This window comes from Rhizomicrobium sp. (assembly GCF_056722145.1).
This window is the reverse complement of the sequence record NZ_JBWZET010000228.1, coordinates 1-16,107: the sequence shown is the minus strand read 5'-3', so window position 1 is coordinate 16,107 and position 16,107 is coordinate 1. Positions and strand designations below refer to the sequence as shown.

Annotated in this window: 13 protein-coding genes; 8 read left to right on the top strand and 5 right to left on the bottom strand. The window is 64.2% G+C overall.

Annotated elements, in window-relative coordinates; translation table 11 throughout:
- Nucleotides 1-179 precede the first annotated feature (179 nt).
- Nucleotides 180-1,112: an ABC transporter ATP-binding protein gene (locus tag AC1P6P_RS12380; RefSeq protein WP_481402749.1), complete on the top strand. Its 933-nt coding sequence runs from the start codon at nt 180-182 to the stop codon at nt 1,110-1,112.
- Nucleotides 1,109-2,425: a hypothetical protein gene (locus AC1P6P_RS12375; protein ID WP_481402748.1), complete on the top strand. Its 1,317-nt coding sequence runs from the start codon at nt 1,109-1,111 to the stop codon at nt 2,423-2,425. The genes AC1P6P_RS12380 and AC1P6P_RS12375 overlap by 4 nt, the downstream gene beginning before the upstream one ends.
- Before the next feature lie 2 nt (nt 2,426-2,427).
- Here AC1P6P_RS12375 and recG read toward each other — a convergent pair whose 3' ends face one another.
- Together recG and AC1P6P_RS12365 are read right to left on the bottom strand one after the other, a co-directional pair.
- Nucleotides 2,428-4,509, bottom strand: coding sequence for an ATP-dependent DNA helicase RecG (recG, locus tag AC1P6P_RS12370; protein ID WP_481402747.1), 2,082 nt, complete (start codon nt 4,507-4,509; stop codon nt 2,428-2,430).
- A gap of 53 nt (nt 4,510-4,562) precedes the next feature.
- A complete protein-coding gene (locus AC1P6P_RS12365) occupies nt 4,563-5,195 on the bottom strand; it encodes a hypothetical protein (protein ID WP_481402746.1) in 633 nt (210 codons plus the stop codon).
- 113 nt (nt 5,196-5,308) lie between these two features.
- Between AC1P6P_RS12365 and AC1P6P_RS12360 the strand changes: the two genes are divergently transcribed.
- The 5 genes from AC1P6P_RS12360 (at nt 5,309) to AC1P6P_RS12340 (ending at nt 12,476) form a co-directional block, all read left to right on the top strand.
- Complete coding sequence (locus tag AC1P6P_RS12360) at nt 5,309-5,605, top strand: FAD assembly factor SdhE (protein WP_481402745.1); 297 nt, start codon at nt 5,309-5,311, stop codon at nt 5,603-5,605.
- On the top strand, nt 5,593-9,078 hold the full coding sequence (mfd, locus tag AC1P6P_RS12355) for a transcription-repair coupling factor (RefSeq protein WP_481402744.1): 3,486 nt from the start codon (nt 5,593-5,595) through the stop codon (nt 9,076-9,078). The genes AC1P6P_RS12360 and mfd overlap by 13 nt, the downstream gene beginning before the upstream one ends.
- A gap of 274 nt (nt 9,079-9,352) precedes the next feature.
- On the top strand, nt 9,353-10,417 hold the full coding sequence (locus AC1P6P_RS12350) for a glycosyltransferase family protein (protein ID WP_481402743.1): 1,065 nt from the start codon (nt 9,353-9,355) through the stop codon (nt 10,415-10,417).
- A 20-nt stretch (nt 10,418-10,437) separates the two neighbouring features.
- Nucleotides 10,438-11,319, top strand: a complete 882-nt coding sequence (locus AC1P6P_RS12345; RefSeq protein ID WP_481402742.1) for a phosphotransferase family protein — start codon at nt 10,438-10,440, stop codon at nt 11,317-11,319.
- A complete protein-coding gene (locus AC1P6P_RS12340; RefSeq protein WP_481402741.1) occupies nt 11,316-12,476 on the top strand; it encodes a hypothetical protein in 1,161 nt (386 codons plus the stop codon). Before AC1P6P_RS12345 ends, AC1P6P_RS12340 begins: the two co-directional genes overlap by 4 nt.
- Before the next feature lie 36 nt (nt 12,477-12,512).
- On the opposite strand, the gene AC1P6P_RS12335 is transcribed toward AC1P6P_RS12340, so the two are convergent.
- Nucleotides 12,513-13,826, bottom strand: a complete 1,314-nt coding sequence (locus AC1P6P_RS12335) for an alkaline phosphatase family protein (RefSeq protein ID WP_481402740.1) — start codon at nt 13,824-13,826, stop codon at nt 12,513-12,515.
- A 233-nt stretch (nt 13,827-14,059) separates the two neighbouring features.
- Between AC1P6P_RS12335 and AC1P6P_RS12330 the strand changes: the two genes are divergently transcribed.
- Complete coding sequence (locus AC1P6P_RS12330) at nt 14,060-14,566, top strand: DUF1993 domain-containing protein (RefSeq protein WP_481402739.1); 507 nt, start codon at nt 14,060-14,062, stop codon at nt 14,564-14,566.
- A gap of 159 nt (nt 14,567-14,725) precedes the next feature.
- On the opposite strand, the gene AC1P6P_RS12325 is transcribed toward AC1P6P_RS12330, so the two are convergent.
- Entirely contained in the window at nt 14,726-15,583 is an 858-nt protein-coding gene (locus AC1P6P_RS12325; RefSeq protein ID WP_481402738.1) for an aldo/keto reductase, read from the bottom strand.
- A 132-nt stretch (nt 15,584-15,715) separates the two neighbouring features.
- Nucleotides 15,716-16,107, bottom strand: a 392-nt coding sequence (locus AC1P6P_RS12320; protein ID WP_481402737.1) for a PDZ domain-containing protein, incomplete at its 5' end; no start/stop codon positions are given.

Genomic DNA, 16,107 nt, shown 5'->3' with positions numbered 1-16,107 from the left:
GGCAAAAATTACGGTTAACCCGGCAGCGGGCGATCCGATCGGGGGCGAAAGATGGAGCGGGGATGCTCCAGGTTGCACCCGCCGGGAGCGGCGGAGAATTCGCTGTCCGAGTGCCGCGATTATTAACATTCCTTGATAAATTGCGGCTATCATCGTCGCCGTTCTCCGGCTTGGCGGCCATGATTACCGTTACCGATCTCGTCTACGAATACCCGACAACGCGGGCGCTGAAAGGCGTGTCGCTGCATGTCGCCCCGCAAACCATTACGGCGCTGGTCGGCCCAAACGGCGCCGGCAAAACCACACTTTTGCGCTGCCTGGCGGCGCTCGAGGACCCGTATTCCGGCTCCGTGACGGTAGCGGGTCACGATACCCGCGCCGAACCGCGCGCCATTCATGCCTTGCTCGGGTATCTGCCCGATTTTTTCGGGCTTTACGAAGCGCTCAGCGTGCGCCGCATCCTCACCTACACGGCGCGGGCGCGCGGCATCGTTCCAGCCCTGGCGGCAACGGCAGTGGACAAGGCCGCCGACCGCGTGGGGCTCGTCCAGCGGCTGGAAACCAAGGCCGGGGATTTGAGCCGCGGCCTCAGGCAGCGCCTCGCCATCGCCCAGGCGATCGTGCATGAGCCCAAGGTACTGCTGCTCGACGAGCCGTCGGCCGGCCTCGATCCGCAAGCGCGCCGCGATCTGTCGGCGCTGATGGTGGCGCTGAAGGACGGCGGCATGACGCTGGTCGTCTCCTCGCACATCCTGGCCGAACTCGAAGACTACTGCTCCGAGATGCTGATCATCGAAGAGGGGCTGATCGTCGGCGGCAAGGCGATCAAGGTCAAGGATATCGAGCGGCCGCGCTATATCGTCGAGATCGCCACCGCCCGCAGTGACCTGCGCGATTTTCTCGACGCCCGCGCCGGGGTCGATGTCGTCGAAGCCGATGAATACCACGCCCTCATCACCCATCCGCGCAGTGCCTCGGCCCGCGCCCGCCTGATCCGCGACCTGATCGGAGCCGGCTTCCAGGTGTCGAGCTTCGGCGAATCCACGCGGGCGCTGGAAGAGGCCTATTTCAGCCAGGTGGGCGGCGCCGCCAAGACGGGAATGGGCCGATGAACCCGGAATTCCAACGCAATGTCTGGCTCGAACTGACGCCGCTCCGTCTCATTGTGATGGGCGCAGTGCTGGCGTTCGCGTTTTTCGCCGCAGCCTTGTCGCAAGGTCTCGTCTCGCCCGGCGACATGGCGCGAGCGCTGTTCGTGATGATCGTGGTGATCTGGGGCACCCACAACGCGGCGCGCAGCGTCGTCGGCGAAATCCGCGAGCGCACCTGGGACGGCCAGCGGCTGTCCTCGCTCGGTGCCGCAACCATGATGTGGGGCAAGCTGTTCGGCTCGACGGTGTTCAACTGGATCGGCGGCACGGTTTGCCTGGTGGTGGTCGCGGCGGATACGCTCAATGCCCACGGTATCGCCGCGGCGGCCGGCGAAACCGTCTACTACGTCGCCATGGGCGTGATCGCCCAGGCCACCGGCCTCAATGCGAGTCTCGTCGGCGCCCGCCGTCGCCAAGGGCATACTGGCTACGAGGTTTTCCTCTATACCGTCGTGGGATTGGCCGCGGCCATGGCGACAGCGGCGATCGCCGATCCGACCGGCACATCCATCGGCACCGTGCCGCGCACCAGTTCGCTGATCTGGTGGGGACAGAGTCTGCCGACGCCGGCGTTCCTGCTGGCCTCCCTTGCGGTCTTCACCGGCTGGATGCTGGTCGGCTGCTATCGCCAGATGCGGCTCGAACTGAAGCTGGTGAACGGACCGCTGGTGTGGCTGGCGTTTCTCGTTTTCATGATCGGGTATGTCGCAGGTTTCGGCGCGTTTTCCGGTGCCCAGCTCGACGAAATCACCTGGCGCCTCGCGCTTGCCGCCGGCGTCTGCGCGTCGCTCGCCTATATCGCGGTGCTGCTCGAACCCAAGAGCAGCGTGCAGTTGCGCTGGCTGGCCGGCGAATTCGGCCGCTTCCATATCGGCTCGGCGATCGCCAAGCTGCCATGCTGGATGATGTCCTATCTCGTCGCGGCGTTGATCGCCGTGGCCGTGATGGTGCAGTTCGGCATGCAGGCGCAAGGCGCGGAACTGGCCGGCACCGGCGCCATCCTCGGCTTCGTCACCCGCGATCTCGGGCTGGTGGTGCTGATGAGCGTACTGGCGCGGCGCCGCGGCGGCGATTTCCTCGCGATTGCGGTGCTGATCCTCATCTACGCGCTGCTGCCGTCGATCTTGCGCGGGCTGCATTACTACGCCGGACAGGCGCTGCTGCTGCCGCACCAGACCGATCCGTTATGGCTCAATCCCGCCGCGGCGTGGTTCGAAGCGGTCGTGGTGTGGACGATCGCGGCGACACAGGCATCGCTGGGCGAGAAGAAATAACCTTACCCCGCCCGCAAATACTTAACCGCCTCGTCGCGGCCGAACAAATACAGCAGCACGCGCAGCGCTTCGCCGCGCGGGGTTTTCAAATCGGGATCGCGGCTGAGGATCAGGCCGGCATCGTCGCGCGCCGCGGCCAAGAGGTCGCCATGCACCGCGATATCGGCCATGCGGAATTCAAGCTGGCCGCTCTGGCGCGTGCCGAGCAGTTCGCCGGGGCCGCGCAGGCGCAAATCCTCTTCGGCGATGACAAAGCCATCATCGGTGTCGCGCAAACAGGCGAGGCGGGCCTTGGCGGTTTCGCCGATCGGCGGAGCATAGACCAAGAGGCAGCTCGACTTGCCGGAACCGCGCCCGACCCGTCCGCGCAACTGATGCAGCTGGGCAAGGCCGAAGCGCTCGGCGTGTTCCACCACCATGATGGTCGCTTCCGGCACGTCGACGCCGACTTCGATCACCGTGGTGGCGACGAGCACTGACAGTTCGCCGGCCTTGAACGCCGCCATCGCCGCGTCGCGCTCAGCCGGTTTCATCTTGCCGTGCACGAGCCCGACCTTGGGCCCGAGCGAGCCTTGCAAATCCTTGGCGCGCTCTTCCGCGGCGGCGAGATCGACCTTCTCGGATTCCTCCACCAGCGGGCACACCCAGTAGGCGCGGGCGCCTTTGGCGATCGCCGACCGCAGGCGCTCCACCACATCGTCGAGCCGGTCGACCGACAGCACCCGCGTCTCGATCGGCTGGCGGCCGGGCGGGCGTCCGAGCAGGCGCGACACCTCCATGTCGCCATAGGCGGTCAGCGCCAGGGTTCGCGGGATCGGCGTTGCCGTCATCACCAGCACATCGGTGACGCGCTCGCCTTTGCCTTGCAGGATCATGCGCTGATGCACGCCGAAGCGATGCTGCTCGTCGACGACGACTAGGCCGAGGTCCTTGAACGCGACATCGTCGGAGAACAGGGCGTGGGTGCCGACCAGGATGTCGATCTCGCCTGCCGCCAGCGCTTGCAATAGCGCCTCGCGCGGCGCGCCTTTTTCGCGGCCGGTCAGAATGGCCATGCGCACGCCGGCGGCCGTCGCCAGCGGTTCGAGCGCGCTCATGTGCTGGCGCGACAGAATTTCGGTCGGCGCCATCAAGGCTCCTTGCGCGCCCGCTTCCACCGCCGTGAGCAGCGACAGGAACGCCACCACCGTCTTGCCCGAACCGACATCGCCTTGCAGAAGGCGTAGCATGCGGGTGGGCGAGGCCATGTCGGCGGCGATTTCGGCAATCGCCTGCTGCTGTGCTTCGGTCAGGGTGAAATGCAGAGCCGCCAGCGCCTTCGCCTTCAGCCGCCCGTCGCCCTGAAGAATGCGTCCCTTGCTGGCGGCCCGCATCTGCTTGCGCACCAGCATTAGCGCCAGCTGGTTCGCCAAGAGTTCGTCGAAGGCGAGGCGCTGGCGCTCGGGCGTGGTCGGGGCGAGGTCGGCCTCATGCACCGGCGCGTGGGCTTTGCGGATCGCCTCGGCAAACGGCGGCCAGCCGCGCTGCTTCTGAAACGCCGGATCGAGCCATTCCGGCATCGCCGGAACTTTTTCCAGCGCGGCGCGGATTGCCTTGCCCAGCACCTTGCCCGACAGGCCCTCAGTCAGACGGTAGACCGGCTCGTGCAGCGGCATGTCCTCGCCGGGCGCGGCAATGAAATCGGGATGCGGCATCTGCAGCCGGTTGTTGAAGCGTTCCACGCGCCCCGAAATGATGCGCTGGCTGCCGACCGGCAGGGATTTGTTCAGCCAGTCGGGATGGGCATGGAAGAACACCAGCTCGATCACCGCGGTGTCGTCGGAGCAGCGCACGCGATAGGGCTGACGCTTGTCGCGCGGCGCCAGATGGTCGAGCACGTTCACCGTCACGGTGGCGATGCGGCCTTCTTCGGCACGGATCAACTTCGGCTGGTAGGAGCGGTCGATCACCCCCGCCGGGAGGTCGAAAATCAGGTCCTTCAGCCGCGTCCCGGCGACCGCCCCGATCAGTTTTTCTAGCCGCGGCCCCACCCCCGGCAGGGAGCGGGTATCGGCGAACAGGGGGAATAGAATCGCGGGGCGCATGGGATTTGAGGATAGGCGAGCGGCGCCGCGGGGTCACGGGCCTGTTCGGGACGCTATTGGGGCGAGGCCTTGAACCACCAGTGGGTCGGAATGTTGAGTTTGCAGTGCCGATTCCGGTATTTCTCGAGCCAAGCCCGATCGAGGTAGTCTGCGTAACTATTGAGCTTCTCGCAATCGAACCCGAAGGGCTCCCTGCCGGTGTCAAATCGTAGCGTAACGCCAATTTCAGCGAACGGGCCGCTGAGTTCCGGCGCAATGTTGCAGTCTTTCAACCGAGCGGCTGCGGCTGGGGAATCAACTTCCACGTCAGTTCCAGCGTAGCAATCGATAAAATTCTGAATCCAGTCGCGCTGAAGGATGGCAGTCGGATCGACGTGCACTACCCTGCGGATATCCTGACCATCCTGCATCGCCGCCGAAAGGAGTGCTCGGGCGATTGCCGCAATCGGCGCCGGGCCCGGAAACTGCCGATCACATTCCGGCGTCTTGCGGAAAAACACCAGAGCCGGGGCCGTTGTGGCGCGTTCGAACTCGATGCCGACCGTGCAGCCGCTGCCGATGTCGGAGCTTACATACGCCGGCCCTCCTGTGGTGGGACCGGGAATGCGCGACACGCCGCTGGCTCCCAGGGCCGGAACGGCCGCAAACAGCAGCGTGAGCGCGATGACGCAACGCTTCGGATGCACTTAATGCCTCCCTGCATCTCCCGATTTGGGAGGTCCAATTATACCACTTCGGCGCTAAGCCGGGCAGGCGGTGCGCTGGCTTTTGGCGGGGCAAGCACGCTATATCTAGCCCCATGTCTACTGCTTCGCACGGTGGGTCGATTGAGGTCCGCCGCAAACAGCTGTTGTTCCGCTGCCAGCGGCGCGGGTTCAAGGAGGTCGATTTGATCTTCGGGACCTTTGCGGCGCGGGAAATCGACACGCTGGACGAGGCGGCGTGCGACCAGCTCGATGCGCTGCTGGCGGCGCCCGATCAGGACGTGTTCGCCTGGCTGAAGAACGAGCAGCCACTGCCGCCAGCGTACGACACGCCCGTGTTCGCCCGGATTCGGGCGCTGTGTTCGCGAGAAGATCCCACTTGGAACGTGTAAATTATATTGCCCGCAGCGACGGCCGCCTGACGGTCACCGGCGCGCCCGAAGGGTTCGATGCCTGGCTGGCCGGTGCCGCGGCGGGATCGCTGAAGGGGCTTGTGATCCTGGTGCTGCAGGACGGCGTCAAGGCCGCCAGCGCCGCCGACACCATCGCCTTTTTCGCGCCGAAAATCCGTGTGCTGAGTTTCCCGGCCTGGGACTGCCTGCCCTACGACCGCATGTCGCCGAGCCCGGATATCGAAAGCCAGCGGCTGGCGACTCTGGCGGCGCTGGCGCGGCGCGACAAGGATGCGGGCCCGGCGGTGGTGGTGACGACGGTCAACGCCATCCTGCAGCGGGTGCCGCCGCGCGACGTGATCCTCAATGCGTCGTTCTCGGCGCGCATCGGCGACACCGTCAGCCTCGACAACCTCGCGCATTATCTCGCCGCCAACGGCTATTCCCGCGCCTCCACCGTGCGCGAGCCGGGCGATTTCGCGGTGCGCGGCGGCATTGTCGATCTGTGGCCGCCGGGGAACGATCCGCTGCGGCTCGATTTCTTTGGCGACCGGCTGGACGCCATCCGCACCTTCGATGCCGAGACGCAGCTGTCCTCGGGAGAAGTGCAGGCGATCGAACTGTTGCCGGCCTCCGAAGTGCCGCTCGACGAGGCCGGCGTGCGCCGTTTTCGCACCGGCTATGTCGCCGCCTTCGGTCCGGCGGTGGACGATCCGCTCTACGAATCCGTGTCGGAGGCGCGCAAAAGCCCGGGCATGGAGCACTGGCTGCCGCTGTTCTACGAACGCCTCGAAACGCTTTTCGATTACGCGCCGCGGGCGCTGGTAATGCAGGCCCATCACACCGACGAGGCGCGCAAGGCGCGGCTGGAACTGGTCGCCGATTATTACGAGACCCGGCGCGAGTTTCTCAAGGCCGAGCCGGCCAAGAAAGGTGCGCTCAAGGCGCCGCCGTATAAGCCGCTCAAGCCCGGCGCGCTTTATCTGTCTGCGGATGAATGGGACGGGGTGCTGAAGCGTCATCCGGTGCGCGATCTCAGCCCGTTCCAGGCGCCGGAATCGATGAAATCGGTCGATGCCCACGGCAAGCTTGGCCGCGATTTCGGGCCGGAACGGGCGCAGGGCAACGTCAACGTCTTCAAGGCGGCGGCGGAACACATCGCAGCGCTGGAGGCGGAGAAAAAGCGCGTCGTCATTGCGGCGTGGACGGAAGGCTCCGCCGATCGCATGGGTGGCGTGTTGTCGGACCATGGCGTAAAGGCGATCCGCCACGTTGCCGATTGGCATGATGCGGCGAAGATGGCGCCCGGTGCCGTCGGCTTGGCGGTGCTCGGCATCGAACACGGTTTCGAAGCGCCCGATTTCGCCGTCATCGCCGAGCAGGACGTTCTCGGCGACCGCATGGTCAGCCATAAGCGGGCGAGGAAGGCGCAGAATTTCCTCACCGAAGCGGCGGGGCTGGTGCCGGGCGATCTCGTCACCCATATCGAGCACGGCGTCGGGCGTTATGTCGGCCTGCAGACCATCGACGTCACCGGCGCGCCGCACGATTGCCTCGAACTGCAATACGACGGCGGCAAGCTGTTCTTGCCGGTCGAGAACATCGAACTGCTGACCCGCTATGGCGCCGAGGATGGTGCAGCCCCGCTCGACAAGCTCGGCGGCGTCGGCTGGCAGCAGCGCAAAGCCAAGGCGCGCCAGCGCGTGCGCGAGATTGCCGGCGAGCTGATCCGCATTGCCGCCGCGCGCGAATTGAAATCGCTGCCGGAAATCGAACGGCCGCAAGGCTTGTGGGACGAATTCTGCGCCCGCTTCCCCTATCAGGAAACCGAGGATCAGGAAAAAGCCATCGCCGACGCGATGGAGGATCTCGCCAAGGGGCGGCCGATGGATCGCCTCGTCTGCGGCGACGTCGGTTTCGGCAAGACCGAAGTGGCGCTGCGCACCGCCTTCGTCGCGGCAATGAGCGGATCGCAGGTTGCGGTGGTGGTGCCGACGACGCTGCTGGCGCGCCAGCATTACCGCACCTTCGCCGAGCGCTTCGCCGGCTTCCCGATCAAGGTGCGCCAGCTGTCGCGCTTCGTCGACGCCAAGGACGCGCGCGAAACCAAGGAACTGCTCAAGACGGGCGAAGTCGAGATCGTCGTCGGCACCCACGCACTGTTGTCGAAGAACATCGAGTTCGCCAATCTCGGCCTTGTGATCGTCGACGAAGAGCAGCATTTCGGCGTCACCCACAAGGAAAAGCTGAAGGGCATGAAGGCCGACGTGCATGTTCTGACCCTGACGGCGACGCCGATACCGCGCACCCTGCAACTGGCGCTCTCCGGCGTCCGCGACCTGTCGCTGATCACGACGCCGCCGATCGACCGCCTGGCGGTGCGCACCTTCGTGACGCCGTTTGATCCGATGGTGATCCGCGAGGCGCTGCTGCGCGAGCATTATCGCGGTGGCCAGAGCTTCTATGTTGCGCCGCGCATTTCCGACCTGCGCGAGGCCGAGGAATTCCTCCGCGTCAACGTGCCGGAAGTGAAAGCCGCCGTCGCCCACGGCCAGATGTCGCCCACCACGCTGGAAGAGGTGATGGGTGCCTTCTATGACCGCAAAGTGCACGTCCTGATCTCCACCAACATCGTCGAATCCGGTCTCGACATTCCGTCCGCCAACACGCTGGTGGTGCATCGCGCCGACATGTTCGGCCTGTCGCAGCTCTATCAATTGCGCGGGCGCATCGGCCGTTCCAAGCAGCGCGCTTATGCCTATCTGACGACGCCCGCCAATCACGGCATCACGGAGACGGCGCAACGGCGCCTGGAAGTGCTGCAGTCGCTCGATCAGCTCGGCGCCGGCTTCACGGTCGCGAGCCACGACATGGACATTCGCGGTGCCGGCAATCTTCTCGGCGAGGAACAATCCGGCCACGTCAAGGAAGTCGGCATCGAGCTCTATCAGGAAATGCTGGAAGAGGCGGTGTCGCAGCTTCGTGCCGGCGGTTCCGCCGATGCGCCGGAGCAGGAGCAGTGGTCGCCGACCATCAACATCGGTGCGGCGGTGCTGATCCCGGAAGCCTATGTGCCCGACCTCAATGTGCGGATGGCGCTTTATCGCCGCCTCGCCACCATCGAAAGCCGGCCCGACATGGACCGCTTCGCCGCCGAGATGATCGATCGCTTCGGCCCGCTGCCGGAGGAGGTCAATCATCTTTTCGAAATCGTCACCATCAAAGCGCTGTGCCGCAAGGCCGGCGTGGAGAAGATCGATGCCGGTCCCAAGGGCGGCACCATCGCCTTCCGCAACAACACCTTCTCCAACCCGATCGGGCTGGTGCGCCTGATCAACGAGCATTCCGGCACGGTGAAGGTGCGGCCCGACCAGAAAATCGTGGTGCAGCGCAACTGGGACTCCCCCGAACAGCGCCTCAAGGGCGTCAAAGGCGTGCTCACCGCATTGGCGAAACTGGCTGAAGCGGCTTAGGGCATCGGACGTTCAAGCGGGATCATTCATTCCTCCCCCGCCTTTTTTGCCGGCGGTGCGGCGTGAAAGGATCTGTCAGCGCGGGGGAGGAAAGATGAACGACGTGATCTCGTCTGAATGTTCGTTGCTCTAGGGCACGAACCGCGGAAACCGTGGCGTGTTAGGGATTCGGTAACGATCGCAGCGCCGCAGCAACGCGACAGCGTGCGCCTTTTTCAGCAACCCTTAACCAAAGCGGCAGAAGGTTTCCTCGTTGCCCCAGGAGCCTGACCGCATGGTTTCGCGCACGCTTTTGTTGCCCTGCGCCGGTAAGTCGTCGCGGTATCCCGGCGTGCGTCCGAAATGGATGTTGACGATGCCTGATGGCGCGCTGGCGCTGAAACGGGCTGCGGCGAGTGTCCCGGACGAAGACGTCGACCGCATCGTCGTGGCGGTGCGCGCCGATCACGAAGAGAAATATGGTTGCCGGGCGCTGCTCAAGCGCGCGTTCGGCGATGCCGCCGAAGTGCTGGTGCTGCCCCACGATACCCGCGGGCCCGCCGACACCGTGCAGGAGATGATCCGGCGCGCGGAGGTGAGCGGTCCTTTCGCGGTCAAGGATGCCGACAGTTTCTTCGCGCCGGTAGCGCTGCCGCACGGCAGTTTTGTGGCGCTGAGCGACGTGCGCAAACTGCCCGAGATGTCGAATGTCGGCGCCAAAAGCTTTGCCGTGCTGAACGAGCAGGGGCTGGTGGTGCAGATGGTGGAGAAGTCGCTGGTCTCCAACTACGTCAGCATCGGTCTTTACGGCATTTCGGATGCGGCACTGTATCTGGACGGTTATGCGGCTGTCGCCCGCGATTGCGCCAGCGGCGAGGTGTTCGTTTCCCATGTGCTGAATCGCCTGGCGCGCGACGGCGAGCCGGTGCGGGCGCACCACATCGACGGATTCATCGATGTCGGCACGCTCGACGAGTGGCGCCGCTTCGTGCGCGCCCATGGCACACTGGTGTGCGATCTCGACGGCGTCGTGTTCGAGAACCACAGCCGCTATTTTCCGCCCTATTGGGACGAGACCGACGTTGCGATCGCCGGCAATGTTGCCGAACTGAAGCGCTGGCAAAAGCGTGGCGCCCAGCTCATCTTCATGACCGCTCGGCCGGAAGCCATGCGGGCGCGGGTGGAAGCAACCCTCGCCGAACTCGGTTTGAGGCCGCACGCGCTCATCATGGATTGCCTGCATGGGCGGCGTTTCCTGATCAACGATTTCGCGCCGTCCAATCCTCATCCGGCGGCTGTGGCCGTCAACCTGCAGCGCAACGCGGCGGGCCTGTCCGACCAGCTTGCGGAATGGCTGTGAAGCCGGCCCCGAACCAGCCAATGCCGCGACCGCGGCGTCAGACGTTGCAAGGCGCGGCCTATCGCCTGCACGGTCATTCCGGCGCGCAGCTGCTGCTGTTGCCGCGCGATGGCGGCCATGTGGTGCGAAAAACGTCCGGCTCGGCAGCGCAAAACCCCCGGCTGATGGCCCAGGCCGAACGCCAGCGCGAACTGTTTTTCTCCGGCATTGCGGTGCCGCGGATCGTCGAAAGCGGCACCGACGACGCCGGTCATTTCTATTTCGAGATGGAATACATTTCCGGCCAGACCGCGGCGAACATGATCGCCTCGGCGCTGGCGCTCGATCTTCGTCCTCTCGAGGACGCGCTTGGCCGGTTGTTCGACTTCTTGCGTTTGACCGCATCAGGCAGTGTTCCCGCTGCGGCCATCATAGCCAAGATCGAACAGGTCGCAGCGTGCGACAGCAAAGTCTGTCAGCAGTTCCGCTCGGAAATTGCCGGCGCCTCTGCACGCCTGTTGCGGCTTGATTGGAGCGGCATGCCGCAGTCGGCCGGTCACGGCGACTTGACGCTTGAGAACATCCTGGTTTCGCCGCGGCGCGGGGTTGTCTTCATCGATTGCGACGTTTGTTTTGCATCATCCTATTGGCTCGATGCCGGCAAGCTGTTCCAGGATGTTGCCGGCCATTGGTGTCTGCGCGCGCTCCAAGGACAGAGCGGGCCCGCGCTCGTCAATGCGATCCAGCAGATGAGCGCCATTTCAGAGCCACTGCTGCAGTTGATCGGGCGCGTCGATGCGGCATTGCCGGAGCGGTTGCCCCAGATCGCTGCGCTTCATCTTTTCCGCACGCTGCCATACGTCCGTGACGTTCAAGTCGCCGGCTTCGTGCTCAACCGCCTCACCATGTTGACAGCACCATGACCACAGCCGTCGTCACCGGGTTCACCGTCCACCAGCCTTTGATGCGCCGAAGTTTTGCGCCGCTGATTTCGCTGCGGCGGGCGGGGGTGATCGATCGCCTGCTATACGTGACGTGGGACAATCCGGCGATCGACGGCCATGTTGCCCCGGCGTTGGAATGGCCCGACGTGGAACTCGTGCGCGTCCCCCAGCCGCCAACTCGGGGTACTGCCGGCCAGCGCGGCTTCGTCTATCAGTCGCGCAATTTGGCAGCCGCCCTGAACCTGATCAATGATCCGGATGAACTCGTGCTCAAGCTGCGGCCCGATTTTCTCGCCGACGAAACCTTTCTCGCCGCCAAGATTGCCAGTTTCGAGCGCTGGGGCAGGGCGCCCGATTTTTCGCGTCGCATTCCCGTTGCCATGCCGCCATCGCCGCTCAAGGCGCGCGTCTGGGTGCCGTGGGCCGATGCCAGCGCGCCGTTTTTTCAAGAAGATGCCGCGTTCATGGGATTGGCCTGCGATCTCGCGTGTTTCACGCATCCGATCGCTGATGAAATGGTGCATTATTGCGGCGATGCCGCCTCGGTGAACTTCGCCCACGTCCTGCGATTCATCATTCCATTTCTCGACGACTATCCGGTTTTCCGGCGCTACCTCAGGGATTTCAACCTGTTCCGGATGGAGCTCAACTATCGCCGCAGTTCGGTACCGCTGTCCGCAGCAGATCCTTTTTTCTGGCATTTGGCCGTCGCCAATGCATGGGTCCTGATCAACAATTTTCATGTCGATTGCGGCGATCAAGGTCAATTGCATCTGGTGGTGTCGTCGACGGCGCACGCGGGCCTCGGCAAGCCGGTCGAAGAACTGCTCGACCATGTCGTCTACAAGGATGTCGCCGCATGGCGCAAACTCGAAGAGCCGGGCACCTTCCTGCCGCTGCTCAGCCGCGTCGGCGGTCGGCTGGTGGACGACGACTGGCAGCAGCGGCTGTTTTCCGGTCCGGTCGAGCAAGGCTACACCTACGAGAATCTGCTGGCGATCCTCGATAACCTGATGCGTTACAACACCGGCCTCCTGTCGGGGCTGGAAGAAAACTATTACGCTGCGCTCGACGCGCTCTATCGTACCTTCAACGGCGACGGCATCGTCCAGGCTCAGAACGGCGGCGGCGCTTGACAGCCGCCGCAGTTTCAACAGTCCGCAGTGCCGTGGTCAGAACAGCGGCTTGCCGTCGGCCTTGTCGAGCTTCACGTCCAGAATCTTGGCCAGGGTCGGGGCGATGTCGCGCATGTCGATTTCGCCGAGCTTTTTCGGCGCGATGCCGGGGCCGGTGATCATGAAGGTGGCGCGCATTTCCTTGTTGTCGGGAAAATAGCCGTGCGTGCCTTTCAGCGTGTAGGTCTTGGAAATCGTGAAGCTGCCGCTGCCCGACCAGCCGATCTTGAAATCGACCCAATAGGAGGCGTTGGCGGCACCGCCGCGTTGGGCGATCGCGGCCGCATCGATGAAGCGCGCGACACCGGAGTTGGGATCGGCCGCGAGCTTGGTCAGCAGCGCTTCCACCTTGGCCTTCACGGCCGCGTCGTTGGGGTTCTTGAGCACGATGGCCGCCGAGCCGCCGGCATTCCAGACGTACGCGTCCCAATCCTTGACCTTGCCATTGGCGTCAAGGGTGATGAGCCCGGCTTCGGCAAATGCCTTGGTGAGATAAACGCCGTCGTGAACGGCGGCAAACCCGTGATCGGAGACGATGGCGATGGTTACGGAGGGGTCGGCTTTCCGCGCCGCCGCGACCAGCTTGCCGACATCGGCGTCGAGCCCTTCCAGCGCCGCCTTGGATTTGTCGGTGTCCGGACCATAGCTGTGCTGGTAGTGGTCGAGGCTGACGAGGTGTACCGTCATGAAGGCCGGGTGCGTATCGGCGATGATCTGCGCCGCGAAGGCGGTGCGCGCCACGTCGCTTTCCGGTTCCTCGCTGAATGCGGCGCCCAGCGGTACGTGGGTTTCGTTTTCGAGCCGCGTCATCAGGCCCGGCGTCGCCAGCGCCCTGAGCAGCATCAGGTCTTCCGAATTCTGCGCCCGCCAGTATTCCGGCAGGTTATAATCGATCGACGTGGCGCCGACCGATACCGGCCAGCCGACCGAGCCGACCACGCCCTTGGTGGCGTGCACCGCATCCCACAGCGTCGGCACCTTGATGGCCTCGGCGTACCAATACCAGCCTCCCATGTTCTTGCCGCTGGGATCGAACACTTCGTTGTTGCCGACGCCGTGCTTGTCGGGCCACACGCCGGTGATCAACGTCGTGTGATCGGGATAGGTCACCGTCGGCAGCACGTTTTTCACGCCGCTGGCATAAGCGCTCTGATTGAGGAACGCGGTGAGGTTGGGCAGGTTGAGGCCCTTTTTCTTGGCCTCGATCACGTCGGCGGGACGCAATCCATCGAGCGAAATCATCAGGACGGGACCGGCCTCGGCGGCTCCGGCCAAAAGCGTCAGACAAAGCAGTGCGGCGCGCAATTTCATGAAATCCCTCCGGTGACTCGCAAGGCGTGATTTTTGACTCGGCTATGTGACAGTCCCGTATCATAGCGCGGCCGAATTCGAGTGCCGATTGTTTATTCAGCGCGATTCCACGTTGAAATGCGACATCGATGCGTCAACAATTCGCTGGTCACTGACGTTTTGGTGCGTGCGAAAACCGGTTTCCACCCAGCCGTCGCCAGACTAAAGTCCGCGCCAACTCAAGGAGACTCGACATGGCCCTTTCGATGTACACGGCGTCCGTTCCGGTGTTCGTGCAGTATCTCAGCGCGCTTGCCGGCGTGCTCAAGAAGGCGGAAGCGCATTGCGCCGCCAAGAAGATCGATCCGTCGGTGCTGGTGGCCTCGCGGCTCTATCCCGACATGTTCGCGCTCGCCCGCCAGATCCAGATCGCGACCGATCACGCCAAGGGCTCGCTGTCGCGCCTCGCCGGCGTCGAAATCCCGAGCTACGCTGATACCGAAGCGACGTTCGAAGACCTGCAGGCGCGCGTCGCCAAGACGCTCGACTTCGTGCAGTCGTTCAAGGCCGAGCAGATCGATGGTTCCGACGACAAGCACATCCGGCTCGACATCCACGGCAACGTCTTTGAATTCAAGGGCGCCGAGTATCTCACCACCTGGGTGCTGCCGAACTTCTTCTTCCACCTGACGACTGCCTACGCCATCCTGCGCCACAACGGCGTGGAAATCGGCAAGCGCGATTTCATGAGCGCGCAGTAAGCATTGTCATTCCGGCCAGCGCTCCGCAGTGCATTTATGCGGCGGAGCGCGCCGAGCCGGGACCCGCTTCAACGCAAGTCAGATTTCAGAGTTGGTCCCGGATCGCGCCTATGTGCCAGTTGGTAGTCGGCACGGGCGCGTCCGGGATGACAATCCAATTTACTTCCGCGCCGCCTTGTCGAGCGTCGCGAATTCTTCGTCGCTGAGCACGATCTCCGCCGCAGCGACGTTCTCTTCCAGGTGCGAGACTTTGCTGGTGCCGGGGATCGGCAGCATCACCGGGCTGCGCTTCAACACCCAGGCGAGTGCGATCTGGCTCGGCGCCGCGTTATGCTTCTTGGCGATGGCGTCGAGCACGGTTCCGGGCCGCGCCAGATCACCCGCCGCCAGGGGGAACCACGGAATGAAGCCGATGCCGTTCTGTTCGCAGTAGTCGAGCACGTCTTCGCTGGCGCGGTCGGCGAGGTTGTAGCGGTTCTGCACGGTAGCGACCGGGAACACCTTGCGCGCCGCCTCAATGTCTTTCACCGACACTTCCGACAAGCCGGCAAATCGGATCACACCGTCGTCGATCAGCGATTTGATGGCGGTGAACTGCTCGTTGGCCGGCACCGCGGTATCGATGCGGTGCAGCTGCCACAAATCGATACGTTTCACGCCCAGGCGGCGGCGGCTGATGTGCGCCTGCTGGACGAGATAATCGGGGCGGCCGAGCGGGTTCCACACATTGGGGCCGGGGCGGACAAGACCACCCTTGGTGGCGATGACCAGCTCGCCGTAAGGATGCAGCGTCTCGCGCAGAAGCTCCTCGGACACCGTGGGGCCGTAGGAATCGGCGGTGTCGATGAAATTGATGCCGAGTTCCGGCACGCGCTTCAATGTGCGGCGCGCTTCTGCCGGGTCCTCCGGTTCGCCCCAGATGCCTTCGCCGGTGACGCGCATGGCGCCGAAGCCGAGGCGGACGACGTCCAATTCGCCGCCGATCTTGAAGGTGCCTGATTTTGCAGCAGTGGCCATGGGGTTCTCCGGAATCGTGTTGCAGGAGTCAAATGGGCCCGCGCCGCGCTCTGTTCAAGCGCAAATTCATGCCACTCCCATGATCATTAGGCTGCCGGTTTCACCGGCTCGAAAAAAATCTCCCAGCCCGCGTCAGATCAGATCGCGCAAGGTCACCTTGATGTCCTTCGTTGCGCCATTGCGGCTCACCGTGAAGGTGACGATGGTTCCCGGCTTGGCGGTGCGCAGCATTTTGCGCACGTCCGCCAGCTTGAGATTTGCCGCCGATACGCCATCAACCGCGGTGATCACATCGTTTTTCACCAACCCGGCCTCGGCGGCCGGCGCGGCCTCGGTCAAGGCTGCGATCTTGAAGCCGATGCCGGAGACGTTGAGCCACACGCCGGCGCGGTCATAGGTGCCGGTGTCGTCCACCGGGCCCGGGCGCGGCTTCAGATAGAGGACGCGTTTGTCGTAGTCGAAGGTGACGACGAAGCGCTTGAGGATTCCGCCGCCGACATTGGCGGAATAATCGGCGCCGGCGA

Excerpts from the sequence above, each read along its gene's own strand:
- AC1P6P_RS12380 (WP_481402749.1), top strand. The coding sequence starts at position 180 with ATGATTACCGTTACCGATCTCGTCTACGAATACCCGACAACGCGGGCG.
- AC1P6P_RS12375 (WP_481402748.1), top strand. The coding sequence starts at position 1,109 with ATGAACCCGGAATTCCAACGCAATGTCTGGCTCGAACTGACGCCGCTC.
- recG (WP_481402747.1), bottom strand. The coding sequence starts at position 4,509 with ATGCGCCCCGCGATTCTATTCCCCCTGTTCGCCGATACCCGCTCCCTG.
- AC1P6P_RS12360 (WP_481402745.1), top strand. The coding sequence starts at position 5,309 with ATGTCTACTGCTTCGCACGGTGGGTCGATTGAGGTCCGCCGCAAACAG.
- AC1P6P_RS12350 (WP_481402743.1), top strand. The coding sequence starts at position 9,353 with ATGGTTTCGCGCACGCTTTTGTTGCCCTGCGCCGGTAAGTCGTCGCGG.
- AC1P6P_RS12345 (WP_481402742.1), top strand. The coding sequence starts at position 10,438 with ATGCCGCGACCGCGGCGTCAGACGTTGCAAGGCGCGGCCTATCGCCTG.
- AC1P6P_RS12340 (WP_481402741.1), top strand. The coding sequence starts at position 11,316 with ATGACCACAGCCGTCGTCACCGGGTTCACCGTCCACCAGCCTTTGATG.
- AC1P6P_RS12335 (WP_481402740.1), bottom strand. The coding sequence starts at position 13,826 with ATGAAATTGCGCGCCGCACTGCTTTGTCTGACGCTTTTGGCCGGAGCC.
- AC1P6P_RS12330 (WP_481402739.1), top strand. The coding sequence starts at position 14,060 with ATGGCCCTTTCGATGTACACGGCGTCCGTTCCGGTGTTCGTGCAGTAT.
- AC1P6P_RS12325 (WP_481402738.1), bottom strand. The coding sequence starts at position 15,583 with ATGGCCACTGCTGCAAAATCAGGCACCTTCAAGATCGGCGGCGAATTG.